The organism is Streptomyces sp. SirexAA-E, from assembly GCF_000177195.2.
GTDB lineage: Bacteria > Actinomycetota > Actinomycetes > Streptomycetales > Streptomycetaceae > Streptomyces > Streptomyces flavovirens.
Map to the genome: position 1 here is coordinate 4,085,711 of NC_015953.1, position 16,103 is coordinate 4,101,813.

The following is a 16,103-nucleotide window of genomic DNA, read 5'->3' on the forward strand; positions in this document are numbered from 1 at the left end:
CGACGAGTGTTCGAGAGGGCACCCGGATGGCTGGGAGAGTGTCGGCGCACCCGCATAACCTTGAAGCATGGACGTGAACGCGGCGGTCGCCGCAGCTGCCGCGATTGCCGGGTTGTGCACCGGCGTGATCGCGATGCTGGCGTTCCGCTGGAGCGAGCGCGAGCAGAAGCGCCCCACCCGTACGTCCCTGCGCCCCGACCGCGGCGCGCCGCTGCCCCCGGGGGTGGACACGGTCCTCTCCGTGCTCAGCTCCTCCGCCGTGGTGCTCGACGAGAGCGACAGCGTGGTCAAGGCCAGCTCCGCCGCGTACGCGCTGGGCCTGGTCAGGGGCGGGCGCCTGGCCGTCGAGCCGATGCTGCACATGGCCAGGGACACCCGCCGGGACGGCGAGATACGGCAGGTGGAGCTGGACCTTCCCCGGCGCGGCACCGGACGCGGCGAGGCGCTGGCCGTCTCCGCCCGCGTCGCCCCGCTGGGCTCCCGGCTGGTGCTGCTGCTGGTCGAGGACCTCACGGAGGCCCGCCGTATCGAGGCGGTGCGCCGCGACTTCGTCGCCAACGTCAGCCATGAGCTCAAGACCCCGGTCGGCGCGCTGTCACTGCTGTCGGAGGCCGTCATGGACGCCTCGGACGACCCGGAGGCCGTGGAGCGGTTCGCCGGACGCATGCAGATCGAGGCGACCCGGCTCACCAACCTCGTGCAGGAGCTCATCGACCTCTCCCGGGTGCAGAACGACGACCCCTTGGAGGACGCCGAGCCGGTACGGGTGGACGAGTTGGTCGCCGAAGCCGTCGACCGGTGCCGCCAGCAGGCGGGCTCCAAGCAGATCACCATGGCCTCGGGCGGTACGTCGGACCTCTTCGTCTGGGGCAACCGCGGCCAGCTCGCGGCAGCCCTCGGCAACCTCGTGGAGAACGCCGTCAACTACAGTCCGGCCCGTACGCGGGTCGGTATCGCGGTGCACCGGATGGCCGCGTCCGGCGGGGACCTCGTCGAGATAGCCGTGACCGACCAGGGCTTCGGCATCCCCGAGAAGGACCGCGAGCGCGTCTTCGAGCGGTTCTACCGCGTCGACCCGGCCCGCTCCCGGGCCACCGGTGGCACCGGTCTCGGCCTCGCCATCGTCAAGCATGTGGCCGCCTCGCACGGCGGGGAGGTCACCGTGTGGAGCTCGGAGGGCCAGGGCTCCACCTTCACCCTGCGGCTGCCCGAGTCGGGCGTCGCACGGGGCCGCACCCGCGGACCCCGCATCGTCAACGGCCGCTCCGTCGACGACGACGGGCCGTACGAGACCGACACCTTCGCATCATTCCCTGCCCCGGAGGCTCTTCCGTGACCCGAGTGCTTGTCGTCGAGGATGAGGAATCCTTCAGCGACGCCCTGTCCTACATGCTTCGCAAGGAAGGGTTCGAGGTGGCCATCGCGGCCACCGGCCCCGACGGCCTCGACGAGTTCGAGCGCAACGGCGCCGACCTCGTCCTGCTCGACCTGATGCTGCCCGGCCTGCCCGGTACGGAGGTCTGCCGGCAGCTGCGCGTCCGGTCGAACGTCCCGGTGATCATGGTCACCGCGAAGGACAGTGAGATCGACAAGGTGGTCGGCCTGGAAATAGGAGCCGACGACTATGTGACCAAGCCCTTCTCCTCGCGGGAGCTGGTGGCCCGGATCCGGGCGGTCCTGCGCCGCCGCGGCGAGCCGGAGGAGGTCACCCCGGCGGCCCTGGAGGCCGGTCCGGTGCGGATGGACGTGGACCGGCACGTCGTCACGGTCTCGGGCGGCAAGGTCGACCTGCCGTTGAAGGAGTTCGACCTGCTGGAGATGCTGCTGCGCAACGCGGGCCGCGTCCTGACGCGTATGCAGCTGATCGACCGGGTGTGGGGCGCCGACTACGTGGGCGACACCAAGACCCTCGACGTCCACGTCAAGCGCCTGCGCGCCAAGATCGAGCCCGACCCGGGAGCGCCGAGGTACCTGGTCACCGTGCGGGGGCTGGGCTACAAGTTCGAGCCGTGAGACGGCCCGGCCGCCCGCCCCTGTCCGGGGGCGTGGCGGCCGTCCGTGCGAAGGGGCGCCCTCCGGCCGGAGGGCGCCCCTTCGCCTGTGGTCACTCGGTGGTGGCCGCGTCGTCGGACGGCGTGCCCGACTCGGCCCCGGACTCCGACGCCTCGCCGGACGGCGTCCCGGAGGCGCTCTTCGACGGGGAGGGTGTCGGCTTCGCCGAGGGGAGGGCGCTCGGGCCGAAGCCCTTGAAGAAGTGGGTCGCCGGGACGACGGCGGCGCCCAGCGAGACCTCGCCGGTCTCACTGAAGGAGAAGGCGACGGTCCGGACGTCGCCGTCCGCACCGGCGTCGCGGCCGTTCTCGATCACGGCGGACGCGTTGCCCTTGCCACCCAGGACGAGCCGGCCGCCGGCCGGGACCACGACCGGGCCGTCACCCTTGGCGGGCGACAGCTTCACCGTGGCGCTGGTGCCCGGGAGCGTGACGGACTCCAGCGTCTCCTTCTTCGTGCCGTCGTTGAACAGCGTGGCGGCGACGACGGCCGGGCCCTCGGCCTCGGGGTCGGGCTGCGTGATGACGTTGACGTTCTGGATCTTCAGGTTGTCGACGGCGGTCGCCGCGTTGTCCGGCCTGACCTTGAGGGTCTGTGCGTCGTTGCCCGCGCCGCACGCGGACAGCGAAGCGATCGAGAACACGAGGGCAGTGGCGGCGAAGGCGCCGTGTCGAAGGCTGCGGCTCACGGCGGCGGCAACTCCTTGAACGTTTCGGACTGCGGGCTTCGGACTCTGCGGACAGGAAGGCCGAGCGGCCAAAGCCGCCCTAAGTGTGTGTCAGCGGGCTCAGGTTACCGAGCCGTCGTGCCGGGCCCGCACCCGACCCGCCCCTCTGCGCGATCTCTCGCGGCGGGCCCGGCGCCGTCCGGTCCTGCGGGCTCCGAGAACGCGCCGATTCACGCGGTGTTCACATAACGTGCGTGATCGGAGCGTGATCAGTGACTGATCGATTTTCAGGTGGTGGCGCATTCCTTGCGCATAATCGGCCCGGCGGCCGGTCGTTGATCAAATTCAATGGCCACGGACACTAAGGTCCGTACGGGTGATCGATCTCCGAACGGAGTACGGAAAGTTCACCATCCGGAACCCGGCAAAACGGGACGTTCAGCCCCTTCTGAGTGTCTTCCGGTCCGTGTGACGCACTCGTTTCGGCGGAGCCGCACGGCCGCTCCGACCTGCGAATATCGCCTCCGTGAGGTCCTGCGCAGCACGTCCGTGTTGTTGTTGTCAAGCCCCGAGATATGCCCTGACCTGCGAAAACGCCATTCAGGAGAAGCGATTCTCGTGTTACTCTGGATAGCCACGGAAGGGGTACCTGTCACATGACGTTCAAGGTTGGCGACACCGTGGTCTATCCCCATCACGGGGCCGCGCTGATCGAGGCTATCGAAACTCGCCAGATCAAAGGCGTGGACAAGACCTACTTGGTGCTCAAGGTCGCCCAGGGCGACTTGACCGTTCGCGTGCCGGCGGACAATGCGGAGTTCGTAGGCGTGCGCGACGTGGTCGGGCAGGACGGACTGGACCGGGTCTTCGAGGTGCTGCGCGCGCCGTACGCCGAAGAGCCGACGAACTGGTCCCGACGCTACAAGGCAAATCTCGAGAAGCTCGCCTCCGGCGATGTCATCAAGGTCGCGGAAGTGGTGCGCGACCTGTGGCGCCGCGAGCGCGAGCGCGGACTCTCCGCAGGTGAGAAGCGCATGCTCGCCAAGGCCCGCCAGATCCTGGTGAGCGAGCTCGCACTCGCGGAGAACACCAACGAGGACAAGGCCGAGGCTCTGCTCGACGAGGTTCTCGCGTCCTGAACCGGTGTCACACCGGCCCTGATGAATGTGCCGCGGTGCCCGCCGACGACCGTCCTGAACGGTGAGTCGCCGGGCGCTGCGGCACGTTCGGTTCCCGAAGTCCTGAGAATCCACCGGATCCTGTGAAACCGCCCCTGGTGCCGTCCGGCCGTCCCCTCGGCCGATCCCGACCGGGTCCCCGCCGCGACGAACCCGACCAGGGGTCACGGAAAGGGTCCCGGTCAGGCCGAGGCGTCGAGCCCGGCTCTCCCCCAACCTACGGCCGGGGGGCACGCCCAGGCCATACCCACGTCGGTCGGGCGGACAAACCTGCCGACGCTTCGGAGTGCAACCCGATGTCATCGATGTCACCGACGCCAGACCGGCCACGCTCTTCCCGCACCGCCGCGGTGATCCCCGCGGCGGGCCGCGGAGTGCGTCTCGGCCCCGGGGCGCCCAAGGCGCTGCGGGCGCTCGGCGGTACCCCCATGCTGATCCACGCCGTACGGGCCATGGCCGCGTCACGTGCCGTCGGCCTCGTCGTCGTGGTCGCCCCGCCCGACGGCGCGCCGGAGGTGAAGAACCTCGTCGACGCCCACGTCCTGCCCGACCACACCGACTACCTCGTCGTGCCGGGCGGTGCGACACGCCAGGAGTCCGTGGGGCTCGGCCTCGACGCGCTGCCGGAGGACGTCTCCGTCGTCCTCGTCCACGACGCCGCCCGGCCGCTGGTCCCCGTCGACACGGTGGACGCGGTCATCGAGGCCGTGCGGGCGGGGGCGCCCGCGGTCGTCCCCGCGCTGCCTCTCGCGGACACCGTCAAGGAGGTCGAACCCGGGCCGCCGGGCGACCCCGAGCCGGTCCTCTCCACCCCGGTGCGCTCGCGACTGCGTGCCGTGCAGACACCGCAGGGCTTCGACCGCGACACGCTGGTGCGGGCCCATGCCGAGGTGGCCGTCGACGGCGAGGGGGCGACGGACGACGCCGGGATGGTGGAACGGCTCGGCTCGCCCGTCGTGGTCGTGCCCGGCCACGCGGAGGCGTTCAAGGTGACCCGGCCGCTGGACCTGGTCCTGGCCGAGGCCGTTCTCGCGCGCAGGAGGGCGAACGATGGCTTCTGAGACGGAACGGCAGGCCGCGCCCGTGATCCCGCAGGTCGGCATCGGGACCGACATCCACGCCTTCGAGGAGGGCCGCGAGCTCTGGTGCGCCGGGCTGCTCTGGGAGGGCGAGGGTCCCGGTCTGGCCGGCCACTCGGACGCCGACGTGGTCGCGCACGCCGCGTGCAACGCCCTGTTCTCGGCCGCCGGACTCGGTGACCTGGGACAGCACTTCGGCACCGGCCGCCCCGAGTGGTCCGGGGCCTCCGGGGTGACCCTGCTCACCGAGGCGGCCCGGATCGTGCGCGCCGAGGGCTTCGGCATCGGCAACGTCGCCGTTCAAGTCGTCGGGACCCGCCCGAAGATCGGCAAGCGGCGCGAAGAGGCCCAGAAGGTGCTGTCGGAGGCCGTCGGTGCCCCCGTCTCGCTCTCCGCCGCCACCTCCGACGGTCTCGGCTTCACCGGCCGGGGTGAGGGCATCGCGGGCATCGCGACCGCTCTCGTGTACCGCACCGGCTGATCCCGGGCGCCCGTCCCGCCCCACCCGTCACCTTGTTGCGCATCACTTGCACGTACGCTGAGAGGGCAAGTGATGCGCAGGTGAGAGCCCTGCGGTGGCCGAGAGCGAGGGTGAGCGTCAGTGGTGGGTGCGACGGCCGGGGCGACGATGACCGGGGCGCGGGGCGTGGCGCCCGCCGCGACCGTGCGGCAGGGGTACGTCCTGCGTACGGCCACAGCCGAGGACGTCGGCGGCGCGCGGGCCGTGATGCTCGACACCGTCTACCACGACCTGCGCTCCGGCTACGTGCCGCGCTGGCACGCGGACATCATCGACCTCGAGGACGCCTATCTGCGGCCGGAGCGCTGCACGCTGCTGGTCGTGCGGTACGGCGACGAGGTCGTCGCGACCGGCGCCGTCCGCGACCGCGGCCCCCAGGCGCCGCCCAACCCCCGGTGGATCGCCGACCGCTTCCCGTCCGGCTCCACGGCCCAGCTGTGCCGGATCTACGTACGCCCGGAGCACCGCAGGCACGGTCTGGCCCGGCTGCTCGTGCGGGAGCTCGGCGCGTTCGCCGCGAACGCGGGCGGATACACCTCCCTCTACCTGCACACCGACCCGGCCGTACCGGGCGCCGAGCCGTTCTGGCGGTCGATGGCGCACGAGGTGTGCGACGAGCGGACGCTGCCGGGTGGCGGGCAGGGAATCATCCACTTCGAACTCCCGCTGCCCGCTCCGGCGGGCGCGTGATCCCGGTCGGCCGGTTCGCCGGGCCCCACTTTCAGATGACAATCGTTTTTACATAGGGTCTCCGTCATGTCTACGCTCCGAAGCCGCCGTTCACCTCTGCCGGTGATCGCCGCCGCCCTCCTGCTCCCCCTCGCCGCCTGCTCCTCCGGCGGCGACGAGGGGTCCGGCGACGGCGGGCGGCTGCGGGTCGTCATGGCCTTCCCGCCCGCCCAGGCCATGTCCCCGTACGGCGACGACGCGGTGACCCTGAGCCGTCTCGCTGTCGTCGAGGGCCTCACCACCCTGGACGGGAACGGCGCGCCGCAGCCCGCCCTCGCCACGTCCTGGAAGCGGGACAACGCCACCACCTGGACGTTCACGCTCCGCGACGCCGTCTTCCAGGACGGCGCGAAGGTCGACGCCGACGCCGTGGTCCGCTCCCTGACCGCCGCCGGCAAGGCGTCCCCGCTGCCCCGGGTGCTGTCGGACACCCGGCTGACGGCGACGGCCCAGGGCGCCGGCACCGTACGGATCGTCACCGAGGACCCGGACCCGCTTCTGCCGCAGCGGCTCGCCAACCCCTCGCTCACCGTCCTGTCCGCCGGTGCCTACAAGGGCGGCAAGGTGAACCCCGCCGGGCACGCCACCGGCCCGTTCACCCTGACCGACGTCAAGGGCGCGGTCGCCGCCACCCTGGAGCGCAACGCGGACTACTGGGGCGACGAGGCGAAGGCCCCGGGCGTCGACGTCACCTTCGTCGCCGACGGCACCGCCCGCGCCAACGCCCTGCGGACGAACGCCGTGGACGTCGCCGAGTACGTGCCGATCGCCCAGGCGTCGCTGCTGGGCGACGGGTTCGTCCATGAGTTCCCCTCCGCCCGCACCAACGGCCTCTCGCTGAACACCCGGTACGGGGTCTTCGCCGACCCCGCCATGCGGGCCGCCGCCCGTGAGGCCATCGACTCCAAGGCCCTCGTCGACGGCGTCTACGAAGGCCGCGCCGACACCTCCCAGGGCCTCCTCGGCCCCGGTGTCCCCTGGGCCGCCGAGGAGCGCACCGCGCCCACGGACCGGGCGAAGGCGGCCGGCCGGGGCGAGGTGGCCAGGACGAAGCAGATCGTCCTCGCCACCTACACCAACCGGCCCGAACTCCCCGAGGTCGCCACGATCGTCCAGCAGCAGCTGACGAAGCGCGGCTTCACCGTCAAGCAGGTCGTCCGCGACTACGCGCAGCTGGAGGCCGACGCGCTCGCCGGGAAGTACGACGCGTTCATCCAGGCCCGCAACACCCTCCTGGACACCGCCGACCCGGTCTCCTACCTCGCCTCCGACTTCACCTGCGACGGCAGCTTCAACATCTCCCAGCTCTGCGACCCGCGCGTCGACGCCGCCATCGCCGAGGCGACCTCCCTGGCCGGGACCGAGGAGCGCCACCGGGCCGAGATGACCGCCGAGGCGGCCGTGCTCGGCGCCGACGCCCTCGTACCGCTCGTGCACGAACGGTTCGTCCAGGGCTACGACGGCGACCGGGTCGAAGGCGTCGCGCTCGACCCGATGGAGCGCACCCTGATCACCGCCGACACGCACGTCGGCTGACCGGATGCGGTACCTGGGGCGGCGGCTGGTCGTCCTCGCCGCCGTCGTCGCGGTCATCGGCCTGCTGCCGTGGCTGACCCGCACCGACCCGGCCCTGACGATCCTGCACGCCCGTTACGCGGACCGGCCGCCGACGCCCGCCGTCCTCGACGCGATCCGCGCCGAGACCGGGCTCGACGGCGGGCCGCCGCACGTGCTGGGCGCCTGGGCGGGCGGGCTGTTCCGGGGCGACCTGGGGGAGTCCTGGGTCTCCGGGCAACCCGTCGCCCCCGACGTGACGTCCGCGCTCGGCGTCTCCCTCTCCCTGATGGGCTGCTCGCTCGCCGTCGCCCTGATCCTCGCGTTCGTCCTCGCCGCGCCGACCCTGGGGCGGGGCGCCCGCCGCAGGCTCGCCACCACCCGGGCCGGGGTCGGCGCCGCCGTCCTCGCCGCGCTGCCGGAGTTCCTCCTCGCCGCCGTCCTGGCCACCCTCGTCGCCGTACAGCTGGGCTGGTTCCCCGCCCTGGGCTGGGGGAGGGCCGACCAGGCGGTCCTGCCCGCCCTGGCGATGGGGGTGCCGGCCGGAGCCCTGCTCGGGCGGCTGCTCGACGACGCCCTGCCCGGCGCCTTCGCCGAACCCTGGGCCCGCGCCGCCACCGCGAGCGGCATGCCGCCGCGCCGCATCGCGGCCCACGCCCTGCGCCGGACCGCCCCCGCCCTGCTGCCGCAGCTCGGCCTGGTCGTCGTCGGGCTCACCGGTGGCGCGGTCGCCGTCGAGACGCTGTACGCCGTCCCGGGGCTCGGCTCCACCGCGCTGGCCGCCGCCCTCGCCCATGACCTGCCCGTCCTCCAGGCGTGCGTCCTGCTGCTGCTCCTGCTGGGGCTCGCCGCGGGGCTGGCGGCCCGGCTCGGTTCCCGGGTCCTGCTCGGCCCCGCTCGTACGGCCGGGGCGCTGCCCGCGCTCGCCGCCCCGCCGTTGCCCGTACGCCGCGTGGTCACCGTCGCCGCCGTGGTCCTGGCCGCGCTCCTGGTCGCCGTCGCCGTCGCGGGCCTGCTGCGGGACCCCCTGTACGTCGACGCCGCCGCCCGCCTCGCCTCCCCGTCGCCGGCCCACCCCCTGGGCACCGACTCGCTGGGCCGCGACATCCTCGCCCGGCTGGGCCACGGCGCCGCCCGTACCGTCCTCACCGCGGTCGCCGTCAGTGCCGTCACCCTGCTCCTCGGCCTGGTCGTCGGGGCCCTCGGAGGCGGAGCGCTCACCGAGACGGCCAACGCCCTGCCCGCCGTCCTGGCCGGCCTCGTCGTCGCCGGTGTCCTCGGCCCCGGCCCCCTGGGCGCGGCGCTGGCCGTCGCCGCCGTCGCCTGGGCCCCGCTCGCCGCACACACCGCCGCGCTGTACGCCCAGGAGAAGGCCGCCCCGCACATCGCCGCGTCCCGCGCCCTCGGCGCCGGGCGGAGCCATCTGCTCCGCCGCCACCTGCTGCCGGGCGTCGTCCCGCCGGTGGTCCGCCACGCCGTCCTGCGGATCCCCGCGATCGCCCTGGCGCTCGCCTCGCTCGGCTTCCTCGGCCTCGGCACCCAGCCCCCGGCACCCGAGTGGGGCCGCATGCTCTCCGAGAACATGCCGTACGCCGAGCGGGCCCCCTGGGCCGTCCTCGCCCCCGCCGCCGCCCTGGCCGCCCTCGGCGCGCTCGCGGTGCTCGTCTCGGCGGCCGTACGCGCCAGGAGGCGGGCATGACGGCCGGCCGTACGCGCCAGGAGGCGGGCATGACGGCCTGGCGCACCGGGCCCCGGGGAGACGCGCCGGGCCTCACGGCGTACATCCGGCTGCTCACCGGCACGCAGTTCGCCTTCAACATCGGCTTCTACGCCGTCCTGCCCTACCTCGCCGCCCACCTCGGCGACGGGCTCGGCATGGCGGGCTGGCTCGTCGGGCTCGTCCTCGGGCTGCGGACCTTCAGCCAGCAGGGACTCTTCGTCGTCGGCGGCGCCCTCACCGACCGCTACGGCCCCCGCCCGGTCGTCCTGGCCGGGTGCGTGCTGCGCATCGCCGGGTTCTGCTGGCTCGCCCAGGCCGGCTCCACCGCCACCGTCATCGGCGCCGTCCTGCTCATCGGCTTCGCCGCCGCCCTGTTCTCGCCCGCCGTCGAGTCCGAGACCGCCCGGGCCGCCGTCGCCCACGAGCGCGCCACTGGGGCACCGCGCGCCCGGGTGCTCGCCGTGTTCTCCGCCGCCGGACAGGCCGGTGCGTTCCTCGGTCCGCTGCTCGGCACCCTGCTCCTCCTCCTGGGAGGCGGTTTCCGAGCCGCCTGCCTGGCCGGAGCCGTCGTGTTCGTCGGCGTACTGGCCGGACACGCCCGGCTGATGCCGCACCGGCCGCGCACCGTCCGCGAGCCCGGCGGGCGCGCGGTGTTCTCCCGCGAGGTCTTCGCCAACCGGCCCTTCCTGCTGCTCTGCCTCGCCTACAGCACCTACCTCGTCTCCTACAACCAGCTCTATCTGGCGCTGCCCGCCGAGGTGGAGCGCGCCACCGGGTCGCAGAACGCGCTGGGCGTCCTCTTCGCGCTCTCCTCCCTGCTCGTCGTCGCCGCCCAGCTGCCCCTCACCCGCTGGTCCGCCCACCGGATCGCCCCCAGGACCGCGCTCGTGGCGGGACTGGCCGTCGTCGCGGCGGGCTTCGCGGCCGTCCCCCTGGTCCCGGACGGGCCCGCCGGCCTGCTCCCCGGGGCCACGCTCGTCGTGCTGCTCACCCTCGGGCAGATGCTGCTGGTCCCGGCCGCGCGGGGGCTCGTACCGGACCTCGTCGAGGACCACCGCCTGGGCCTGGCCACCGGCGCCCTGTCCTCGGTCTCCGGACTGGCCGTCCTGCTGGGCAGCGCCGCCTCCGGGACGCTCCTGGACGCCCCGGGGCCCGTCCTGTGGACGGTGCTCGCCGCGGTGCCGCTGGCCGGCTCCGGTCTCGCACTCGCCCTGCCCGGGCGTACGCCGGTGCGCCCGGAGGCCGGAATCTGACCCTTGGTCCCGGCTTCCGGCCCGGGCCGGGGCGGAGGCGGACCGCGGCACGTGAGCGGCGCCACGAGGATTTTCCCCAGGGGGCTCTGGGCACTGGTGCGGGCCCACTACCCTTGAGGGGTGACTATTCGCCTGTACGACACCAACGCCCGGCAGATCCGTGACTTCGTCCCGCTCACAGCGGGCTGTGTCTCGATCTACCTCTGTGGCGCGACCGTCCAGGCAGCCCCGCACATCGGGCACATCCGGTCCGGGCTGAACTTCGACATCATGCGCCGCTGGTTCGCCTACCGCGGCTACGACGTGACGTTCATCCGGAATGTCACCGACATCGACGACAAGATCATCAAGAAGTCGGCGGAGCAGAACCGCCCGTGGTGGTCCATCGGCTACGAGAACGAGCGCGCCTTCAACGACGGCTACGACGCCCTCGGCTGCCTCCCGCCCACCTACGAACCGCGCGCCACCGGCCACATCACCGAGATGGTCGAGATGATGCGCGGCCTCATCGAGCGCGGCCACGCCTACGAGGCGGACGGCAACGTCTACTTCGACGTGCGCTCGTACGAGGGATACCTGGAGCTCTCCAACCAGGACCTGGACGACCTGCGCCAGCCCTCCGGCGAGGGCGAGACCGGCAAGCGCGATCCCCGCGACTTCGCGATGTGGAAGGCCGCCAAGCCCGGGGAGCCCAGCTGGGAGACGCCCTGGGGCCGCGGCCGGCCCGGCTGGCACCTGGAGTGCTCGGCGATGGCCCACAAGTACCTGGGCAGCGCCTTCGACATCCACGGCGGCGGCATCGACCTGATCTTCCCGCACCACGAGAACGAGATCGCCCAGGCCAAGGCCTTCGGCGACGAGTTCGCGAAGTACTGGGTGCACAACGGCTGGGTCACCATGTCCGGCGAGAAGATGTCGAAGTCCCTCGGCAACTCCGTCCTCGTCAGCGAGATGGTCAAGCGCTGGCGTCCCATCGTGCTGCGCTACTACCTCGGCACCCCGCACTACCGGTCCATGATCGAGTACAGCGAGGAGGCGCTGCGCGAGGCCGAGTCCGCGTTCGCGCGGATCGAGGGCTTCGTCCAGCGGGTCACCGAGATGGCCGGGGGCGAGGTCGCCCCCGCTGCCGAGGTGCCGCCGGCGTTCGCCGAGGCCATGGACGACGACCTGGGCGTCCCGCAGGCGCTGGCCGTCGTCCACACCACGGTCAGGCAGGGCAATTCCGCCCTCGCGGCCGACGACAAGGAAGCGGCCGTCGCCCGTCTCGCCGAGGTCCGTGCCATGCTCGGTGTCCTGGGCCTCGACCCGCTCGACGCACACTGGGTGAGCGAGACCGAGGGCGAGGACCTGCACGGTGTCGTGGACACCCTCGTACGCCTCGTCCTGGACCAGCGCCAGGCGGCACGCGACCGCAAGGACTGGCCCGCGGCCGACGCCATCCGGGACCGGCTGAGCCAGGCGGGCCTCGTCATCGAGGACAGCTCCGGCGGACCCCGGTGGACCCTCGGCCCGCGCTGAGGCACCCGCCGCACCCTGCGTGAACAGCGCACATGTGCCGCCCGGCCGTCCGGGCGGCACACTTTCACTCGACGACGTTTTTCTGAAGCAACGAAACAGGTAGGTCATGGCCGGGAACAGCCAGCGCAGGAACCGCCGCACGTCCAACAAGAAGGGCATGCAGGTCGGCAGCGGTGGTCAGCGACGCCGTGGTCTCGAAGGCAAGGGACCGACGCCGCCCGCCTCCGCCCGCAAGGGACACAAGAAGAACCGGGTGGCGAACGCCCAGGCCCGGCAGGCCGCCGCCCGCCGCCCCGCGCCCCGCCGCGGTGGTGCCAAGGGCACCTCGGAGATGGTCGTCGGCCGCAACCCGGTCTACGAGGCCCTGCGCGACGGGGTCCCCGCGACCACCCTCTACGTCCAGCAGTACATCGACAACGACGAGCGGGTCCGTGAGTGCCTCCAGCTCGCCGGCGAGCGCGGCAACATCAACCTGATGGAGGCCCCGCGCCCCGAGCTGGACCGGATGACCAAGGGCCTGAACCACCAGGGCCTCGTCCTCCAGGTCCCGCCGTACGAGTACGCGCACCCCGAGGACCTCACCGCCGCCGCGTACGACAACGACGAGGAGCCGCTCATCGTCGCCCTCGACGGTGTCACCGACCCGCGCAACCTCGGCGCGATCGTCCGCTCCGTCTCCGCCTTCGGCGGTCACGGCGTCGTCGTCCCCGAGCGCCGTGCCGCCGGGATGACGGCCGGGGCGTGGAAGTCCTCGGCCGGCACCGCCGCCCGCACGCCGGTCTCCCGGGTCACCAACCTGACCCGGGCCCTGGAGGGCTACCAGAAGGCGGGCCTCACCGTCGTCGGCCTCGCCGCCGACGGCGAGCACACGGTCGAGGACCTGGAGCAGCTCTCGGGCCCGGTCGTCATCGTCATCGGAAGCGAGGGCAAGGGCCTCGGCCGCCTCGTCGGCGAGACCTGCGACTACCGCGTCCGGATCTCCATGCCGGGTGGCGCCGAGTCCCTGAACGCCGGGGTCGCCGCCGGCATCGTCCTGTACGAGGTGGCGCGCCGCCGCGCCTGAGTGCGCACACACGGTCGGCCCGGGGGCGTGCGGCTCCCGGGCCGATCCGTGTGCGCGCCGTCCGCGCGCCCTCTCGGGGCCGGACCAGGGGCGATACACGGGCGAGGTGGGACGAAGCGGCAGCCCGTCACGGGCTGTTGACGGGTCTCGGACACTTCCGACGTGTCAAGCAGTGTCCTAACGACACGTCACTCGGTTAGATGAGTGTGGACACCAGAACGCCTCGGTTCGACGACCAACCCGCCCTGAGCATGACGAAGGTGGACAGTGACCCCGCCCAGGTCATCGTCAACCACGCCAGCTTCCGGGTGCAGCTCGCCCCGGGCCAGCGCACACGTCTGCGCCCCGTGGCCCCCGCCGGACCGGTCCGGATCCCCGCCATGAGCGGGGCGCCCGGCCGCAGGCGGGCCCCGGTCGTCTGGAGCGGCAGGTCCGCGCCGGGCGACCCCGGGGCGACCGGACTCCTCCAAGCCGTACGGAACTCCACCGCGGGGCGCCTGGACACCGCGCCCGCCGACGGTTTCGGCGCGGATCACGGCGACTCCCAGGTCGGCGCGACCCAGGTCATCCCGCTCCTGGAGGAGACCCAGCCCAACCCCGTACTCGTCGCGCCCCATCAACCGGGCGGCGGCCGTACCGGGCCGCTGCTGCCACCGATGCGGCGGGCCGTCGGCGCCTACGACAGCGTCGAGCCGGCCGTCTCCGGCTCCGGCGAGCCGCCGTACGACGAGGACCCCGAGGACGAGGTCACCGTCGGGGACCGCCGCCAGACCGGCGACACCGTCCGGCACGCGTACTACCCCGGGCGCCGGATGAACCTCGGTGTCGTCCTGCTCCCGCTGCGCGTCCTCATCGGCTTCATCTCGATCTACGCCGGCATGGGCAAGCTCTGCGACCCCGTCTACTTCGACGACGGCGACCGAGGCTCCATGGTGAGGTGGCTGACGTCCCTGCACCCCTGGTCCGTCGCCGAACCCGTCCGTGACTTCGCGTTGACGCACCCCGTGGGCACCGGACTCTCCGTCGCCTTCCTCCAAGTCGTCGTCGGCGTCCTGACCGTCCTCGGCCTCTGGCAGCGGATCGCGGCCGCCTTCGGGCTGCTGCTCGCCGCCGCGCTCCTCGTCGCGGTCAGCTGGCGCAGCGGCGCCGCCTACGACGCCTCCGACATCATCTTCCTGGCGGCCTGGAGCCCTCTGGTCATCGCCGGGGCCCCGGTCTACTCCCTGGACGGGCGCCTCGCCGGTGAGGCCTGGCGCACGCTCGGCCCGCGGTCGGCGATCTGGGACCTCCGCCGCCGGGTGCTGCGCCGCGGTGCGGCGGTCGCCACGGTCGTCGTCGGGCTGACCCTGCTGGTCGGCTCGATGCTCGGCGGGGCGGTCCGCTCCACCGAGGTCGTCACCGTGCCCGGCCCCAACGGCAACCCGACCAACCAACTGCCCGGCTCGCCGCTGCCCGACGAGACCACCGGGAAGCGCGAGAAGCCCTCCCGGTCGCCGGAGCAGCGGCGCCCCGAGGTCACGCCTTCCACGGCTCCCACGACCCCGTCCGCCGACGCCTCCACACCGGGGACCGGCTCCGCACCGGAGTCCGGCCGGACCGCCGGGGCGAGCACCGGGCAGCCCAGCCAGACCCAGGGCACCGGTCAGGAGCCGCCGCAGGAGACCACCCCGCAGGAGCCCCCGGCCGGCAGCGCGGGCCCGACCTCCTCGGGCGGCACCAGCTCCGGTGGCAGCGGCGGCGGTTCCGACGACGGGGGCGACCCGGAGGAGGGCTCCACGGGCGGCGCCGGCCAGAACCCCATCGGCGGCCTGCTCGGCTGATCCCCGGCCTGTACGGGCCGCACCGGCCTGTACGCGCCGCACCGCATGAGGGCGGCCACCGGAATCCATCCGGTGGCCGCCCTCGCGTGTGCACGCGGTCCGCTCCCGTGTCCACGCGGCTGCCTGCGCACGCGGTCCGCGGTCTGCCTGTGCACGCGGGTTGACTGTGTCGCTTCCAGGAACTCCTGAAGGCGCTTCAGGCGCCCTGGGGGTGGGAGGCGCCCAACTCCTTGGCCGCCTCCGTGAGGTCCTTCGCGGTGTCGATGGCCCGCCAGTACGCCCCGTGCGGCAGCGGATAGCCGGCCAGCCGGCGTTCACGGGCCAGCCCGGGGAACGTGGTCCGCTCGTGGTCGCCCCGGTCCGGCAGCAGCGACCTGAAGGCGGGCGCGAAGACGTACACCCCGGCGTTGATGAGGTAGGGCGAGGGCGGCGACTCGATGAAGTCCGTGATGTGCCCGAACGCGTCCGTCTCCACGGCGCCCCATGGGATCCGCGGGCGGGCGAGCGCGAGCGTCGCGGTGGCGTCCCGCTCGGCGTGGAAGGCGGCCATCTCCCGCAGGGAGAACCGCGTCCAGATGTCACCGTTGGTCGCGTACCAGGGCTGCGACGGGTCGGGCAGCCGGGCCGCGGCATGCTTGAGACCGCCGCCCCGGCCCAGGGGCTCGGTCTCGACGACGGTGATGACGCGCAACGGAAGCGCGGCCGACGCCAGCCACTCCTGCAGGACGTCGGCGAGGTGGCCGCACGAGACCACGGCGTCGGTGACGCCCTCGGCGGCCAGCCAGGACAACTGATGGCCGATGATCGGGGTCCCGGTGCCCGGGATCTCGACCATCGGCTTGGGGCGGTCGTCGGTGTACGGGCGCAGCCGGGAGCCCTGGCCACCTGCCAGGATCACGGCCTGCGTCGGATACGTATGCATGCCAGGCACGATATGCCGTGCCCGGGGA

The 16,103-nt window shown here is 73.1% G+C and carries 14 protein-coding genes; 12 read left to right on the forward strand and 2 right to left on the reverse strand.

From position 1 onward, the window contains the following. Positions 1-67 precede the first annotated feature (67 nt). Positions 68-1,336 (forward strand): ATP-binding protein, encoded by a 1,269-nt coding sequence (locus SACTE_RS18260; protein WP_014047498.1) that lies wholly within the window; start codon positions 68-70, stop codon positions 1,334-1,336. Next, the gene (locus SACTE_RS18265; RefSeq protein WP_014047499.1) at positions 1,333-2,013 is read left to right on the forward strand and encodes a response regulator transcription factor; all 681 of its coding nucleotides are present in this window, start codon (positions 1,333-1,335) and stop codon (positions 2,011-2,013) included. Before SACTE_RS18260 ends, SACTE_RS18265 begins: the two co-directional genes overlap by 4 nt. A gap of 91 nt (positions 2,014-2,104) precedes the next feature. Here the strand turns inward: SACTE_RS18265 and SACTE_RS18270 are convergent, their stop codons facing one another. Beyond that, a complete protein-coding gene (locus tag SACTE_RS18270) occupies positions 2,105-2,740 on the reverse strand; it encodes a hypothetical protein (RefSeq protein WP_014047500.1) in 636 nt (211 codons plus the stop codon). A 635-nt stretch (positions 2,741-3,375) separates the two neighbouring features. On the opposite strand from SACTE_RS18270, the gene SACTE_RS18275 reads away from it, so the two are divergent. From SACTE_RS18275 to SACTE_RS18320, 10 genes are all read left to right on the forward strand, one after another. Then, positions 3,376-3,858, forward strand: coding sequence for a CarD family transcriptional regulator (locus tag SACTE_RS18275; RefSeq protein WP_003953493.1), 483 nt, complete (start codon positions 3,376-3,378; stop codon positions 3,856-3,858). Positions 3,859-4,193: 335 nt separating this feature from the next. Continuing rightward, a complete protein-coding gene (gene ispD / locus SACTE_RS18280) occupies positions 4,194-4,958 on the forward strand; it encodes a 2-C-methyl-D-erythritol 4-phosphate cytidylyltransferase (RefSeq protein WP_014047501.1) in 765 nt (254 codons plus the stop codon). Then, on the forward strand, positions 4,948-5,457 hold the full coding sequence (gene ispF / locus SACTE_RS18285) for a 2-C-methyl-D-erythritol 2,4-cyclodiphosphate synthase (RefSeq protein WP_014047502.1): 510 nt from the start codon (positions 4,948-4,950) through the stop codon (positions 5,455-5,457). The genes ispD and ispF overlap by 11 nt, the downstream gene beginning before the upstream one ends. Positions 5,458-5,604: 147 nt before the next feature. Next, positions 5,605-6,186 carry a GNAT family N-acetyltransferase gene (locus tag SACTE_RS18290; protein WP_063822190.1) on the forward strand — a complete coding sequence of 194 codons (582 nt, stop codon included), beginning with the start codon at positions 5,605-5,607 and terminating at the stop codon, positions 6,184-6,186. 66 nt (positions 6,187-6,252) lie between these two features. Then, positions 6,253-7,761: an ABC transporter substrate-binding protein gene (locus SACTE_RS18295; RefSeq protein ID WP_014047504.1), complete on the forward strand. Its 1,509-nt coding sequence runs from the start codon at positions 6,253-6,255 to the stop codon at positions 7,759-7,761. A gap of 4 nt (positions 7,762-7,765) precedes the next feature. Further along, on the forward strand, positions 7,766-9,478 hold the full coding sequence (locus SACTE_RS18300; RefSeq protein ID WP_014047505.1) for an ABC transporter permease subunit: 1,713 nt from the start codon (positions 7,766-7,768) through the stop codon (positions 9,476-9,478). Positions 9,479-9,507: 29 nt separating this feature from the next. Then, the gene (locus tag SACTE_RS18305) at positions 9,508-10,752 is read left to right on the forward strand and encodes an MFS transporter (protein WP_086021288.1); all 1,245 of its coding nucleotides are present in this window, start codon (positions 9,508-9,510) and stop codon (positions 10,750-10,752) included. A gap of 120 nt (positions 10,753-10,872) precedes the next feature. Then, complete coding sequence (gene cysS, locus SACTE_RS18310; RefSeq protein WP_014047507.1) at positions 10,873-12,270, forward strand: cysteine--tRNA ligase; 1,398 nt, start codon at positions 10,873-10,875, stop codon at positions 12,268-12,270. Between the two features lie 106 nt (positions 12,271-12,376). Then, the gene (rlmB, locus tag SACTE_RS18315) at positions 12,377-13,333 is read left to right on the forward strand and encodes a 23S rRNA (guanosine(2251)-2'-O)-methyltransferase RlmB (RefSeq protein WP_014047508.1); all 957 of its coding nucleotides are present in this window, start codon (positions 12,377-12,379) and stop codon (positions 13,331-13,333) included. A 200-nt stretch (positions 13,334-13,533) separates the two neighbouring features. Beyond that, positions 13,534-15,153: a DoxX family membrane protein gene (locus tag SACTE_RS18320; protein WP_014047509.1), complete on the forward strand. Its 1,620-nt coding sequence runs from the start codon at positions 13,534-13,536 to the stop codon at positions 15,151-15,153. Between the two features lie 196 nt (positions 15,154-15,349). Here the strand turns inward: SACTE_RS18320 and SACTE_RS18325 are convergent, their stop codons facing one another. After that, the gene (locus SACTE_RS18325) at positions 15,350-16,075 is read right to left on the reverse strand and encodes a nucleotidyltransferase family protein (protein WP_014047510.1); all 726 of its coding nucleotides are present in this window, start codon (positions 16,073-16,075) and stop codon (positions 15,350-15,352) included. Positions 16,076-16,103 lie beyond the last annotated feature (28 nt).

Coding starts and splice junctions, on each gene's coding strand:
- SACTE_RS18300 (WP_014047505.1), top strand. CDS start 7,766: ATGCGGTACCTGGGGCGGCGGCTGGTCGTCCTCGCCGCCGTCGTCGCG.
- SACTE_RS18305 (WP_086021288.1), top strand. CDS start 9,508: ATGACGGCCTGGCGCACCGGGCCCCGGGGAGACGCGCCGGGCCTCACG.
- SACTE_RS18275 (WP_003953493.1), top strand. CDS start 3,376: ATGACGTTCAAGGTTGGCGACACCGTGGTCTATCCCCATCACGGGGCC.
- SACTE_RS18295 (WP_014047504.1), top strand. CDS start 6,253: ATGTCTACGCTCCGAAGCCGCCGTTCACCTCTGCCGGTGATCGCCGCC.
- SACTE_RS18260 (WP_014047498.1), top strand. CDS start 68: ATGGACGTGAACGCGGCGGTCGCCGCAGCTGCCGCGATTGCCGGGTTG.
- ispD (WP_014047501.1), top strand. CDS start 4,194: ATGTCATCGATGTCACCGACGCCAGACCGGCCACGCTCTTCCCGCACC.
- SACTE_RS18290 (WP_063822190.1), top strand. CDS start 5,605: ATGACCGGGGCGCGGGGCGTGGCGCCCGCCGCGACCGTGCGGCAGGGG.
- ispF (WP_014047502.1), top strand. CDS start 4,948: ATGGCTTCTGAGACGGAACGGCAGGCCGCGCCCGTGATCCCGCAGGTC.
- SACTE_RS18320 (WP_014047509.1), top strand. CDS start 13,534: ATGAGTGTGGACACCAGAACGCCTCGGTTCGACGACCAACCCGCCCTG.
- rlmB (WP_014047508.1), top strand. CDS start 12,377: ATGGCCGGGAACAGCCAGCGCAGGAACCGCCGCACGTCCAACAAGAAG.
- SACTE_RS18325 (WP_014047510.1), bottom strand. CDS start 16,075: ATGCATACGTATCCGACGCAGGCCGTGATCCTGGCAGGTGGCCAGGGC.